A 15438-nucleotide genomic window follows, 5' to 3' on the forward strand; every position below is an offset into this window, starting at 1 on the left:
TCTATTTAGTTTTTTTAAAAGGAGGATAGTTAGACCAATAAAGGAATAGCGCCAGACCTGAGTATTCAGGTGACGAGGAAAGAGCTTATCGAAAGATTCGGCGGATAGCTCTAGGGTCTGTACTCTACAAGCTGGAAAGAAAAAATAATTGCGAAATTATAACAAAAATCCAACTATGCAGAATAGAAACCTATGATGAAGATTCAAGAAAATGAAATGTGCGGATACTAAGAATGGTTAAAGGTTCATTTTTTATTGATCCACTTCTTTTTTCTTGAACGATGACCTAAGACAATCGAGAAAGTAGGAAATGATTAGTATGTGTGGAATCGTAGGAATTATTGGCAAAGAGAATGCAACGGATATTTTAATTCAAGGATTAGAAAAATTAGAATATAGAGGATATGATTCAGCGGGAATTTTTGTAACTGGGAAAAACAAGGAAGATTATTTAGTAAAATCGTTAGGAAGAATCGCTGATCTACAACGTAAACTAAGCTCAGAAGTTCAAGGTACAGTGGGAATTGGGCATACACGTTGGGCAACACATGGAAAACCAAGTGAAAGAAATGCTCATCCTCATACCTCAAGTAATCACCAGTTTATTTTGGTACACAATGGTGTGATCGAAAATTTTGAAGAAATAAAACAGGAATTTCTTCAAAATGAGCAACTGGAAGGTGAGACTGATACAGAAATCGTAGTTCATTTGATCGAGTATTTTGCAGAAGCTGGATTGACAACAAAAGAAGCGTTCAAAAAAGCTTTAACGGTAATCAACGGTTCGTATGCATTTGCATTGATTGACAAAAACGATCCTGATACCATTTATGTTGCTAAAAATAAAAGTCCATTACTAATTGGATTGGGAGATCGTTTTAATGTGATTTGCAGTGATGCGATGGCGATGCTTGCTGAAACGAATCGTTTCGTTGAAATTGCTGACGGTGAATTGGTGATTGTTAAAGCGGATGAGATAGAAATCGAAGATGAACAAGGCAATCAAGTTTATCGAGAGTCTTATGAAGCCCAATTAGATTTAAGTGATATCGAAAAAGGGACATATCCGTATTATATGCTAAAAGAAATTGATGACCAGCCAACGGTTATGCGCCGAATTATTCAGGAGTATACGAACACAATTGGTGACACTGTCATTGATAAAAACATCATTGAAAAAATAACTGCAAGTGATCGTATCTATATTATTGCTTGTGGGACTAGTTATAATGCTGGCTGGGTGGGCAAAGCGCTTCTCGAAAAAATGACCAATATCCCAGTTGAAGTTCATCTTTCAAGCGAATTTGGCTATAATATGCCGTTATTGTCAGAAAAACCGTTTTTTATTTTCTTAAGTCAAAGTGGGGAAACAGCTGATAGCCGTCAGGTATTGGTACAAACTAATGAACTTGGTTTGCCATCACTGACACTAACAAATGTAGCTGGATCTACTTTATCTAGAGAAGCCGACTTTACATTACTTCTTCACGCTGGACCAGAAATTGCTGTGGCTTCAACAAAAGCGTATACTGCGCAAATTGCTGTCTTAGCGGTTCTTGCCAAAGCTGTGGGAGATAATAAAGAAAATCAGTCCTCTTTAGACTTCGACATTGCTCATGAATTAAGTGTGATTGCAGCTGTCATGGAAACAATCATCGATGAAAAAATGGTTATTAGTCAGTTAGTGGAAGATTATTTATCAACGACGAGAAATGCTTTTTATATCGGACGTGGTGTGGACTACTATGTATCGATGGAAGCTTCATTGAAGTTAAAGGAAATTTCATATATTCAAGCGGAAGGTTTTGCAGCTGGAGAGTTAAAACATGGCACGATTGCATTGATCGAAGAAGGAACACCGGTTTTTGGTGTAATTACAGATCGAAAAACAGCAGCACATACTCGTGGGAATTTAAAAGAAGTTGAAAGCCGTGGTGCTCATAATTTTGTCATCGCCTTAGCGTCATTAGCAAAAGAGACGGATCAATTGATCATACCGGATGTGCATCCATTACTAACCCCTTTAGTTAGCATTATCCCAACTCAATTGATTGCTTACTTTGCCACACTGCAAAGAGGATATGATGTAGATAAACCACGTAATTTAGCCAAAAGTGTTACCGTGGAATAAGAATAAAAAGAAGCCGAGATCTAACACTAAATGTTAGTATCTCGGCTTCTTTTTCTAGGCTCTTTGTCAACGAATGTTGGTGAAGAAAATCCAAAGAATTAACTCATTTATTATAAGTCTTAGAGGTCTTTTCCTCTAGGACTTTTTATTTGGTTGAAAAAGAACAGTGCCAAAGCATAAAGTAATTCTCAATTTAAAATTATAGAAGTTACGGAAGCCATAGGCATTTCTTTTCAATACTTTTATATGATTATTCAAGCACTCTAACGGTCCGTTGGAATAAGGTAAATCCAACGCATTTTTAATGCTCGTTTGAACTTTTTTAAAGGTATTAATTGTCGTTTGATAATAGGCTGGAAGCTTAGAATAATCTTGTTCTAAAAGCACGTGAAATCTTGTGTAGTCTCTGGTTTGTATGGCGTAGAGAAAATCCTGATAACAGGTATAGCCAGCTTTTAATTCTTTATCATAGGCAAGTAACCGATCTACGAGTTCTGTTTCTATTAAATAAGCACGAAAAGAAGGACGCCATTGGCATTTTTCAAAATTGAGTGTTGATTGATTCTTTTGGAGAAGTTTCCAATAGTTCTTCAAGTGACGATATTTTTTTGCCTCTTCCGTTCCCTGGTGACGAAATGTATTCATTCGTTGAATACGGTGTTTTAAGAATGTTCGCCCAATGTGTTGAACAATATGAAAGCGGTCAAGAACAATCTGAGCCTCGGGAAATAGTTTCTTTACTAAAGAAAAATAAGGCGCATACCTATCGCAAACAATGTATTTTACACCTTTACGAACAGCCAAAGGAAATCGTGAGAAATAGCGTTCTAAAAAAGGGAGTTGCCGATTTTCAACGACATCAATTAACTGTTTTGTTTGCCCGTCCATTAGGATAAAGCTCATAGAAGCAGCGACTTGTTTCACTGATTTGAATTCATCAAAACAAAGGACTTCCGGCAAGGTGAGCCGACAGAAGAAACAGAGACTTTCTTTTGACGGGCAATTTCACTCATAGACGTGGTTTTTCTTAAACGATCGGCAATAGAAAGCTTCACTTTCCTTGAGATCGAACAACACTTTTCAATCAGACTTGTTTCAGCGACAAAGGTTTTAGTACAAGAATGGCAGAAAAAACGGCGTTTCTTCAAGCGTAAATATGTTTGATACTCAGAGACATCATTTAGTAAAATCAGACAGGTTGTAAAGCTCCAACGAATAATCGATCCGTCTTCATTGCCACCACAATGAGGACAAGAGTGGGCTAAATAATCCAATGTACCAGAAAATACGTGGCAGATCTGTCTTTTGATGCGTTCTTTGTTTAAAGAGTTTTCATTAAAAGTAATGTTTACGTCTAGAATATCTAATGTATTTTTGATAAGATTTGTATAGGACATCTTGATTTCCCCTTTTGAATGGTTTTAGACGACTTAATTCTAAAGGATATCAGGGTGTCTTTTCTACTATTTTGCATTAAAAAAGATGCCGGTGATTTCTCACCAACATCAGAAAGTATAGAGCCGTTTTAAAAAAAATATATATATTATTGATTAATATTTTTTGGATTTAAAAAGTAATTATTATTATATATAAAATATAATAATAATTACTTTTTAAAAATATTAATCAATCTTATGGTGTTTATTTAAAGCTATTAAAAAATTTGGTATAATTATACTAAGTAATATAATTCTGATAATTTTTATTACTTAATAAAGGGAGGTAAAAAAGGTGAAAAAAAGAAAAGGAAGTTGGAAGTTACAGTATTTCTATTTTATTGGCGCAGTCTGTTTATTATTATTAGGATGGACTCCAAAGACTGTACATGCTGGTGTGGTTGATCCAAATCTTGGAGAGATATCCTTTGAACAGCCAAATGGTGTAACATTTAAAGGGGAGCTAAGAGGAAATGAGTTTTTGCACTATGTTATTGCGAGTCAAACATCTGAAGTTTTGATTCAAGAAAGTGATAGCTATTGGTACTACGCAAAAAAGAATGAAACTGATACAGCTTTAGAATCTACTGGAAAAAAATATCAAATTGATCAAAAACCGAAAGGAACGTTGAAAGAAAAGGATGTCCATTCCTTAACTATTCAACCGAATGAACACGATCACCAAAGCAGAATGAAATCAGAGCAAGGTTCTCTTGAGAGAGATCAAAATATTTTAGTTGTTATGGTTGAATTTAGCAATCGAAAGTTACTTGCATCGGATACTGAACCAGTAAGTATTCCTGAATGGCGGAACAAATTTTTTGGAGAAAATCCAGACGATAAAACACTAAAAACCTATTATAAAGAGGCCACACAAGATAGAATCAATATTTTGCCTGCTCAAACAAGTCAGTTTAAAGAGGAAACAGGGATCGTAAAAGTATCTTTAGAGGAAGAACATCCGAGTACAAACTATCAAATTAAATTTCCTGATCCTTCTTACATGGAGAAAGCACTCCAAAAAGCGGAAGACTATATTGATTTATCAGTATATGACAAAGATCATAATGGTCAAATAACAAGTAATGAGCTTCACGTGCTCTTTGTTTTTGCTGGATTTGAAATAACGCATGCAAAAGCAAAGGACAAATCTATTTGGGCGCACAAAAGTCCTGAAGTTATAGCATCTAAAAAAGGGTTAGTTTTTTCAGAGGGGTATATGGCTACAGGAGAACTCATACATGTAGAACGAAAGGCTGACACAACTGGTGAAAGTGGAACTGTTGGGAGTACGTATCTAAAAGCGACACCTACTACAATTGGTATATTTGCACACGAATTTGGTCATTCACTAGGTTTGCCTGATTTGTATGGGCCAAATAATTCTATTCAAGGTCATGGAATTGGTTACCATAGTACGATGTCTTCTGGTTGTTGGGGGAAAGTAGGAGAGCATGGCAGTAAGAATCCTAGAGATTTTCCTGGTGCGACACCAGCCCATTTTGATGCTTATTCTAAAATGAAATTGGGATTGGCAACAGAAACGATTACAGAAGAAAAAGAGATTCTTATGAAATCAGGCGATCAGGCAGATTCCAAGATATATAAACTACCTGTATATAAAGAGGGAGAAAATACACCATCAGAAAAACACTATTATTTAATCGAAAATAGAAAAATATACGGATTTGATGAAGGGCGTAAAGACGAGAACAGTAGTGAAGGAATTTCTATTTATGCTGTTAATGAAGAATACAGAGACAACCTTAATATTTTAGAGTATGGAAAACAAATTGTTACGTTAAAAGAGGCAAATGAAGGAATAAAAGGCTATCCACCATTAAGTAAAGAACCAGGAAGTGGTAAAGATAGCTATTTCAAAAAGGGATTAAATGAACTCTTTGATTTTGACACGTGTCCGTCAAATATCATAGTTAAAGGGGAACAGCCTAAATTTGCTGTACAAGTAAATGATGCACCTGGTGATACGATAAAGGTAAAATTTGGTAAACCTTCTGTTCTAAAAGGAGTATTTGGAACGAGCCAGTGGACTTTTGATGAGAAAACCCGTAAATTGACATTTACTGAAGGAACTTTTCCAAGTACGAATGTAGAGAGTACAATAAAGACAGAGATAGAAAGTAAGTTTTCTGGGATGGAAATCAAAAAAATTGAGTTTAGTCAATCCGTTAAGGCACCAAACAATATGAGTTATCTCTTTTCAAATCTATCAGAGTTAACGGAAATTGAAGGATTAGACAAGTTAGATGTATCAGAGGTTACGGATATGGGGTATGTATTTTATAAAACACCTAAACTTAATCAAATGGACGTTTCAAACTGGAATACAGTAAATGTTACATCAATGAGTAATATGTTTGCACATACCCCAAAAGTTACTCAAATAGATGTAGCCAAGTGGAATATAAAAAAGCTAACAAATCTAAACGGAACTTTTGCACATAGTGGTGTTCAGACATTGGATTTATCTAACTGGGATACTACAAAAGGTATCCAGATGAAGGGAACGTTTGAAGCTTCGATATCTTTAGACACACTTGTTTTAGGTGCGAAAACAATAGTAAGTGAGAATGATGAAGCAGGTCTTTCGGATAATAAAAAGTTTCCATATACAGGATTTTGGGTAGGACCAAATGGTGAAAACAACCCTACTAGTATAAAATCTACTTCGGATTTTTTACCTGATTATGATGGTACACAACTAGGAACATATACGAGAGAAAAAAATACTAAAAGATTTGGTGATATTGCTTGGGAATGGGAAGAAGCAACACAAACAGTTATTTTTAAAGGTGGAGCTAGTGATACTTACAATAAACTTCCTGACACAACTTCTTGGAGTGACGCTATAGAAGGGAAAATAGAAAAAAATCTATCTGGGAAAAAAATCAAAAAAATTGTGTTTACTCAACCTATTAAAGCCTCAAAATCTATGAATCTAATGTTTTCAAGTTTATCTGAGTTAAAAGAAATTGAAGGGTTAAATAAAATAGATGTTTCCTCTGTAGAAGTTATGGTTAGCATGTTTTCTGGAACAGACAAACTTAAATCTTTAAATGTATCCAAGTGGAATATAAGAAAAGTAAAAAATCTGACGGGTATTTTTTCATATAGTGGGATTGAAACGTTGAATTTATCTAACTGGGAGACTCCAATAGATACAAATATGGAGAGAATGTTTTCTAAATCTAAATCGTTAGATAAACTAATTTTAGGGCCAAAAACAAAATTGAAGTATAGAAAAGGGATAGATCTTGTAGACAAAAAAGAACATCCTTATACAGGACGTTGGGTAGGACCAGATGGAGAAAAAAATCCAACTGTAGTCTATGAATCAAGTTCAGAGTTTGTCAATAACTATGATGGAACTAAACCAGGAACTTATACAAGAGAACAAGAGACTAAAAAATTTGGTAATGTATTCTGGGTATGGAATGGAGCAACTCAAACAATTACTTTTCGAGGCGGAACAAGTTCAACTAATAATTTTCTCCCTTCCACTAGTTCAAGCAAAAAAATACAGACAGAGATAGAGAGTACTTTATCGGGAAAGAAGATTAAAAAGATTGTATTTACTCAACCTGTCATAGCTTCTGGAAGTTTAGACTATTTATTTTCTGATTTATCTGAACTAGAAGAAATTGAAGGATTAGAGAAAGTAGATGTGAGCGACACAACTAGTATGGAAGGAACTTTTAGCAATAGTTCTCAGCTGACTAAATTTAATGTCAAGAACTGGAATACAAGTAGAGTTTCTAATTTCAAATTTATGTTTAATGGATTATCCAAAGTAGAGACCTTAGATTTATCAAGTTGGAATATGAGAAATATTTACTACTCATATCATATGTTTGGGAATATGAAAGCTTTAGAAGAGGTAATCTTAGGACCAGATAGTGTATTCAGGTTTAATTCTGGTCATACCCAGGATCTAGGTCTTCCAAAAAAACAAGAAGAACCGTACACAGGTTACTGGCATGGCCCAAGTAATGAAGGAAAACCAACTGAACTTTATGATTTAAATGATTATAAAGGTACTATTCCAGGAAAATATAAACGTGAAAAAACATTCACAAAGTTTTCTAATATTCAGTGGGAATGGAAAGAAGACACACAAACACTGATTTTCAAAGATGGAAAAAAATTAAATTCTACAAATAAGCTAAACATTAGGGCAAATATCGAACCAAAATTGGAAGGGAAAAAAATCAAAAAAATTGAATTTACTCAACCTATCATAGCTTCTGGAAGTTTAGACTATTTATTCTCCGGTTTATCAGAATTAGAAGAAATTGAAGGATTAGAGAAAGTAGATGTGAGCGACACAACTAGTATGGAAGGAACTTTTAGCAATAGTTCTCAGCTGACTAAATTTAATGTCAAGAACTGGAATACAAGTAGAGTTTCTAATTTCAAATTTATGTTTAATGGATTATCCAAAGTAGAGACCTTAGATTTATCAAGTTGGAATATGAGAAATATTTACTACTCATATCATATGTTTGGGAATATGAAAGCTTTAGAAGAGGTAATCTTAGGACCAGATAGTGTATTCAGGTTTAATTCTGGTCATACCCAGGATCTAGGTCTTCCAAAAAAACAAGAAGAACCGTACACAGGTTACTGGCATGGCCCAAGTAATGAAGGAAAACCAACTGAACTTTATGATTTAAATGATTATAAAGGTACTATTCCAGGAAAATATAAACGTGAAAAAACATTCACAAAGTTTTCTAATATTCAGTGGGAATGGAAAGAAGACACACAAACACTGATTTTCAAAGATGGAAAAAAATTAAATTCTACAAATAAGCTAAACATTAGGGCAAATATCGAACCAAAATTGGAAGGGAAAAAAATCAAAAAAATTGAATTTACTCAACCTATCATAGCTTCTGGAAGTTTAGACTATTTATTCTCCGGTTTATCAGAATTAGAAGAAATTGAAGGATTAGAGAAAGTAGATGTGAGCGACACAACTAGTATGGAAGGAACTTTTAGCAATAGTTCTCAGCTGACTAAATTTAATGTCAAGAACTGGAATACAAGTAGAGTTTCTAATTTCAAATTTATGTTTAATGGATTATCCAAAGTAGAGACCTTAGATTTATCAAGTTGGAATATGAGAAATATTTACTACTCATATCATATGTTTGGGAATATGAAAGCTTTAGAAGAGGTAATCTTAGGACCAGATAGTGTATTCAGGTTTAATTCTGGTCATACCCAGGATCTAGGTCTTCCAAAAAAACAAGAAGAACCGTACACAGGTTACTGGCATGGCCCAAGTGATGAAGGAAAACCAACTGAACTTTATGATTTAAATGATTATAAAGGTACTATTCCAGGAAAATATAAACGTGAAAAAACATTCACAAAGTTTTCTAATATTCAGTGGGAATGGAAAGAAGACACACAAACACTGATTTTCAAAGATGGAAAAAAATTAAATTCTACAAATAAGCTAAATATTAGGGCAAATATCGAACCAAAATTGGAAGGGAAAAAAATCAAAAAAATTGAATTTACTCAACCTATCATAGCTTCTGGAAGTTTAGACTATTTATTTTCTGATTTATCTGAACTAGAAGAAATTGAAGGATTAGAGAAAGTAGATGTGAGCGACACAACTAGTATGGAAGGAACTTTTAGCAATACTCATCAGTTGACTAAATTCAATCTTAAGAACTGGAATACAAGTAGAGTTTCTAATTTCAAATTTATTTTTGACGGATTATCCAAAGTAGAGACCTTAGATTTATCAAGTTGGAATATGAGAAATATTTACTACTCATATCATATGTTTGGGAATATGAAAGCTTTAGAAGAGGTAATCTTAGGACCAGATAGTGTATTCAGGTTTAATTCTGGTCATACCCAGGATCTAGGTCTTCCAAAAAAACAAGAAGAACCGTACACAGGTTACTGGCATGGCCCAAGTGATGAAGGAAAACCAACTGAACTTTATGATTTAAATGATTATAAAGGTACTATTCCAGGAAAATATAAACGTGAAAAAACATTCACAAAGTTTTCTAATATTCAGTGGGAATGGAAAGAAGACACACAAACACTGATTTTCAAAGATGGAAAAAAATTAAATTCTACAAATAAGCTAAATATTAGGGCAAATATCGAACCAAAATTGGAAGGGAAAAAAATCAAAAAAATTGAATTTACTCAACCTATCATAGCTTCTGGAAGTTTAGACTATTTATTTTCTGATTTATCTGAACTAGAAGAAATTGAAGGATTAGAGAAAGTAGATGTGAGCGACACAACTAGTATGGAAGGAACTTTTAGCAATAGTTCTCAGTTGACTAAATTCAATCTTAAGAACTGGAATACAAGTAGAGTTTCTAATTTCAAATTTATGTTTAACGGATTATCCAAAGTAGAGACCTTAGATTTATCAAGTTGGAATATGAGAAATATTTACTACTCATATCATATGTTTGGGAATATGAAAGCTTTAGAAGAGGTAATCTTAGGACCAGATAGTGTATTCAGGTTTAATTCTGGTCATACCCAGGATCTAGGTCTTCCAAAAAAACAAGAAGAACCGTACACAGGTTACTGGCATGGCCCAAGTAATGAAGGAAAACCAACTGAACTTTATGATTTAAATGATTATAAAGGTACTATTCCAGGAAAATATAAACGTGAAAAAACATTCACAAAGTTTTCTAATATTCAGTGGGAATGGAAAGAAGACACACAAACACTGATTTTCAAAGATGGAAAAAAATTAAATTCTACAAATAAGCTAAATATTAGGGCAAATATCGAACCAAAATTGGAAGGGAAAAAAATCAAAAAAATTGAATTTACTCAACCTATCATAGCTTCTGGAAGTTTAGACTATTTATTCTCCGGTTTATCAGAATTAGAAGAAATTGAAGGATTAGAGAAAGTAGATGTGAGCGACACAACTAGTATGGAAGGAACTTTTAGCAATAGTTCTCAGTTGACTAAATTCAATCTTAAGAACTGGAATACAAGTAGAGTTTCTAATTTCAAATTTATGTTTAACGGATTATCCAAAGTAGAGACCTTAGATTTATCAAGTTGGAATATGAGAAATATTTACTACTCATATCATATGTTTGGGAATATGAATGCGTTAGAGACAATAATCTTAGGACCAGATAGTGTATTCAGGTTTAACTCTGGTTATACCCAGGATCTAGGTCTTCCAAAAAAACAAGAAGAACCGTACACAGGTTACTGGCATGGCCCAAGTGATGAAGGAAAACCAACTGAACTTTATGATTTAAATGATTATGACGGAAGCTACCCAGGAGAATATATACGTGCAAAAAACTGAACTTAATTTTTGACAAGAAAGTAAAATAACTACTAATCTAAAAATAGAAAACTCAAGTTAGAGATCTTCGGATTTTTTTAACAAGTATTTTTAGTTCAAAACAGGAGCGTGGGACAAAGCGAAAGATCAGTTTTGTTTCGCGCTCTAAATCCGAATAAACGGCGAGAAAAAAACAGCGACTACGCTTCGCTCCGAGCACATCAAATTCTAAGTGCTAAAGCACTAAGTTTTGAAGGCTTCGGAAATAAACGCTTTTGTCTCGGACTCTCTGTTACATATAAATCAAAGCAAAGACTCAGCTCCATCCACATAAAGTTCGGTTCCAGAGATGTTGGCAGACACATCCGTCGCTAAAAATAAAACAGACTGAGCGACTTGGTCACTGGTTCCTGTTTCACGTTTTAATGGACGATCCCCTTCTGGAAAGTTCACTTTGATTTCAACTTCTTTTAACTCATCAGAGTAGGTTGTTTTTTCATTAATGGCTGTGTCTATGGCTCCTGGACAGATGGCATTTACTCGAATATTGTAACGAGCTAATTCTAACGCAGCCATTTTTGTGAATGCTACTTGTCCTGCTTTTGAAGCGCTGTACGCAGACGCACCAAAATTATTAAATATTCTAGTACCGTTGATGGAACTTGTTATGACAATCGAACCACCATTTTTTTTCATGTGTGGAATCACGAATTTCGTACATAAAAATGTACTGCGTAGATTTGTGTTCAGTGTATGATCCCATTCATCAATTGACAGGGATTCAATTGGTGCCCAAGTCCCATTAATGCCAGCATTATTGAAAAAGACATCCAGACCGTCTAAATTTTCAACGAGTGCGTCAATTGCTTTTTTTAGTCTGCTTTCATCTGATACATCCGCACTTCTATAATAACATTTATGGCCATTTTGTTTAAAATCCTTAGAAATAGTTTCTAAACGATCTTTATCAGCATCAATCAACCCAACAATAAAGCCCTTTTCAATAAATAATTTGGCTGTAGCATAACCAATTCCTGAAGCAGCTCCCGTGATGATTGCTTTTTTTTGAGATGATAACTGATTAGTTGTCATAATAGTTTTCCTCCTATTTCTTAAGTTAGTGTATTTGAGAACGAATCCTCCTTTTTTATTGTAATATACCTAGAAAAGATGAGCCAACGATTCGATATGCAATAACATTCAAAAAAACAATACAGCGATGGGAAAGAACTCACAGCTGCATTGGTGTATAAATTATATTAGTTTTCCTTTGTCTATTTGCTCATAAGTTAGCTCGGCATCATGACATTTTTCCCAAATAACGGCTTGTCCACTAACTAAAGATTTCTTTACATCGATAATTCTTTGGTTATTGCTACCTCTGAACTGAAGACTCAAATTTTTTTTAGATAATTCAAAACGTCCATCAACTAAAATATCTACTTTATTTAATAATTCTAGTTTGTCGTCAGACTCCAGCAGCAATTCTTCAAAGGTGTAACCAGACCAAGACCAGATATCTTTTTTTTGTTCAAATTCTTTGTGAACTCGATCAACAACAGTCAAACAAACATCTGTATTTAAAAAAGGTTCCCCGCCTAATAGGGTTAATCCTTGTACATAATCATGAGATAAATCTTTAATGATTCGATCTTCCAATTCTTTTGTAAATGGTTTACCATAGCGGAAATTTTGAACTGCTTGATTAAAACACCCTTCACAAGCAAACAAACAGCCACTAACGTATAGACTGTTTCGGACCCCTTCACCATCTACAAAGTTAAAGGCTTTGTAATCAGCGATATAATTTTGACTAAGTTCCTCTGTTAACCATTCTTTTGGCTTAGGATTTCTCATTTTTAGTCATCCTTTCAAATAAAAACGATGCCTGCAAAAGAATGCAGGGGACATCGTTTTATGGTGATTGGTTTGTTCTATTTTTATCTAATCCAGCTCTCAATGATAAGAGCTAACAATTCGTGACGAGAAGCGTCACTATAATTCTTTTCTCTTATCATTCGAGAGTTAATCGTTTCGTTTCACTTTTTATTTCATATGTTTCACTCGCGAAGAGATTTCTTTGTGTCTTCCATGAACCATCGGTCTAGCTTGTGGATTACCAAGGTAACCACAAGTTCGTTTCACAACATCACAGGATTTTGGATCGTGATTGCCGCACTGCGGGCATTCAAAGCCACGTTCTGTTGGAGTGAAATCACCTTCAAAATCACATTCATAACAGTGATCGATAGGTGTGTTTGTTCCTAGGTAACCTACACGATCATAAGCATAATCCCAAACAGATTCTAACGCTTTAGGATTTTGTTGTAAGACAGGATATTCACAATAGTGGATAAAACCGCCAGAGCAATATTGTGGATAATCTTTTTCAAAATCTAATTTTTCAAAAGGAGTGGGGTTTTTACGAACATCATAGTGGAAACTATTTGTATAATAGTCTTTATCCGTTATATTTTCGACTACACCGAATTTTTCAGTATCTAAACGGCAAAAACGATCGGTCAAGCTTTCGCTAGGTGTTGAATAGACACTGAAGTGATAACCATAGTCATTACCCCAGTCATCGGCATACGCTTTTAAATCTTTTAAGATTTCAATCGTAAAGTCTTTCGCTTCAGGTTTTATTTCCCAGTCACCACCGTAAAAAGCAGAAGCTACTTCGTACAAGCCAATATAACCTAGTGAAACAGTCGCACGTTTATTTTTGAATAATTCATTCACAGATTCTTTTCTAGATAAACGTTTTCCAAACGCACCATACATGTAGAGGATCGGAGCATTTGCGGGTGTTGCTTCTTTGCAGCGTTCAACACGATAGACCAATGCATCTTTCATTATTTCAAGACGTTCACCTAAAAGTGTCCAGAATTTATCCACATCACCATGAGCTTCCATCGCGATTCTAGGAAGATTTAAGGTAACAACGCCTAAATTCATACGGCCTACATTGATTTCTTCGCCCTGTTCGTCTTTCCAGCCTTGTAGGAAAGAACGGCACCCCATAGGTACCTTAAAGCTACCTGTTAAATCAACTAACTTATCATAATTTAAAACATCCGGATACATCCGTTTCGTTGCACATTCTAATGCCAGCTGTTTTACATCATAGTTGGGATCTGTTTCATTTAAATTTACCCCACGTTTTAAAGTGAAAATCAATTTAGGAAAAATAGCTGTTCTGTGTTCGCTGCCTAAACCATTGATCCGAATTTGTAAAATTGCCCGTTGAATTTCACGTTCAAACCAGCTTAGACCTAAACCGAATCCCAAAGAAGTGAAAGGCGTCTGCCCATTTGAAGTGAATAATGTGTTGATTTCATATTCTAAACTTTGCATCGCATCGTAAATGTCTTTTTTTGTTTTACTTTTGGCGAAGGCTTCTTGACGATCAGAGCCTTCGATCCATTCTGTTGCATCAGCTAAATGTTTTTGATAATTTAATTCAGCGAATGGCGCTAATAATTCATCTACACGGTCTGCCGAACATCCGCCGTATTGACTAGAAGCTACGTTTGCAATGATTTGTGAAATTTGGGCAGTCGCAGTTTGAATCGATTTTGGTGCTTCAACTTCTGCATTTCCGATTTTAAATCCATTATTCAGCATACCTTTAAAATCAATCAAACAGCAGTTTGTCATTGGTGTATATGGGTGATAATCTAAGTCGTGATAATGGATATCACCTTTTTGATGTGCATTTGCAACATGAGGAGGCAGCATTTTAAGACCAATCGATTTACCAACGATTCCAGCAGTTAAATCTCGTTGTGTATTGAAGACGTCGCTATCTTTATTGGCATTTTCATTCACGACAGACTGATCTTTGTTGATCAACTTACTGATTGTAAAGTTAATATCAGTCGCTTTACTACGCTCAAAATCACGGCGAGTGCGATAATTAATATATTCTTCTGCTAGCTCGTATTCGTTTTTTGCTAGTAAAATATGTTCAACGATATTTTGGATTTCATAAATTTTTACATCTTCAGCAAAACGATCTGAAATTTCCTGATCAATTCTTTCTACAATTTCTTGAATACGTTCATGGGCAAGCGGATCCAAAGAACCGCGAATTTTTTGTTCAGCTTTGATCAAAGCATCATAAATTTTTCGATCATCAAAATCAACCAATCGTCCATCTCTTTTAACGATTTTCATCGTGCGTAAGGCTGAATCAGTAGAACTTACTTCATTATTAGTTTGCTTAATCTCCATCATTTGCTACCCATCTCCTCATAGATTTATTCCTTCCTTATCATAAAACAATTCAATGAATCTTTCAACTATATATAGTGTGAAATTTAAATTTTTTTACGTTTGTGTAACTACATATAGTGTTTATAGAGAATGAAAATATAGTGAAAACAACTCCCTAAAAGGGTTGTGGAAATTGTCACAACATTTTCGTTAAAAAAATAAATGATTCCTAAAAAAACTTCATTCTTACTTAATTGTAAGAGGAAACGATGTTCAGTTGCGCTAAATATTGATAGAATAGGAATAACGAATAAACTGGAGCGAAA

At 34.5% G+C, this 15438-nt stretch carries 5 protein-coding genes and 1 pseudogene; 2 read left to right on the top strand and 4 right to left on the bottom strand.

From position 1 onward, the window contains the following. The first annotated feature begins 319 nt into the window (after positions 1 to 319). Positions 320 to 2131, top strand: coding sequence for a glutamine--fructose-6-phosphate transaminase (isomerizing) (glmS, locus tag AC4BBR_RS04025; RefSeq protein WP_490462069.1), 1812 nt, complete (start codon positions 320 to 322; stop codon positions 2129 to 2131). A 135-nt stretch (positions 2132 to 2266) separates the two neighbouring features. On the opposite strand, the pseudogene AC4BBR_RS04030 reads toward glmS, so the two are convergent. Beyond that, positions 2267 to 3528: pseudogene (locus tag AC4BBR_RS04030) on the bottom strand (ISL3 family transposase). A 334-nt stretch (positions 3529 to 3862) separates the two neighbouring features. Between AC4BBR_RS04030 and AC4BBR_RS04035 the strand changes: the two are divergent. Beyond that, positions 3863 to 10915 (top strand): BspA family leucine-rich repeat surface protein, encoded by a 7053-nt coding sequence (locus AC4BBR_RS04035; protein WP_490461284.1) that lies wholly within the window; start codon positions 3863 to 3865, stop codon positions 10913 to 10915. A gap of 282 nt (positions 10916 to 11197) precedes the next feature. On the opposite strand, the gene AC4BBR_RS04040 is transcribed toward AC4BBR_RS04035, so the two are convergent. The 3 genes from AC4BBR_RS04040 to nrdD all read right to left on the bottom strand — a co-directional run bounded on the left by AC4BBR_RS04040 (position 11198) and on the right by nrdD (position 15133). Then, complete coding sequence (locus tag AC4BBR_RS04040; RefSeq protein ID WP_490461285.1) at positions 11198 to 11986, bottom strand: SDR family oxidoreductase; 789 nt, start codon at positions 11984 to 11986, stop codon at positions 11198 to 11200. A 162-nt stretch (positions 11987 to 12148) separates the two neighbouring features. After that, positions 12149 to 12751: an anaerobic ribonucleoside-triphosphate reductase activating protein gene (gene nrdG / locus AC4BBR_RS04045; protein ID WP_490461286.1), complete on the bottom strand. Its 603-nt coding sequence runs from the start codon at positions 12749 to 12751 to the stop codon at positions 12149 to 12151. 189 nt (positions 12752 to 12940) lie between these two features. Next, the gene (nrdD, locus tag AC4BBR_RS04050; RefSeq protein ID WP_490461287.1) at positions 12941 to 15133 is read right to left on the bottom strand and encodes an anaerobic ribonucleoside-triphosphate reductase; all 2193 of its coding nucleotides are present in this window, start codon (positions 15131 to 15133) and stop codon (positions 12941 to 12943) included. Positions 15134 to 15438: the final 305 nt, after the last annotated feature.

The sequence above is a fragment of the Enterococcus sp. AMC1251 genome, assembly GCF_058216535.1.

What these genes read in the sequence shown, in the direction of transcription:
- nrdD (WP_490461287.1), bottom strand. Translation starts at nt 15,133, where the DNA reads ATGATGGAGATTAAGCAAACTAATAATGAAGTAAGTTCTACTGATTCA.
- nrdG (WP_490461286.1), bottom strand. Translation starts at nt 12,751, where the DNA reads ATGAGAAATCCTAAGCCAAAAGAATGGTTAACAGAGGAACTTAGTCAA.
- AC4BBR_RS04040 (WP_490461285.1), bottom strand. Translation starts at nt 11,986, where the DNA reads ATGACAACTAATCAGTTATCATCTCAAAAAAAAGCAATCATCACGGGA.
- glmS (WP_490462069.1), top strand. Translation starts at nt 320, where the DNA reads ATGTGTGGAATCGTAGGAATTATTGGCAAAGAGAATGCAACGGATATT.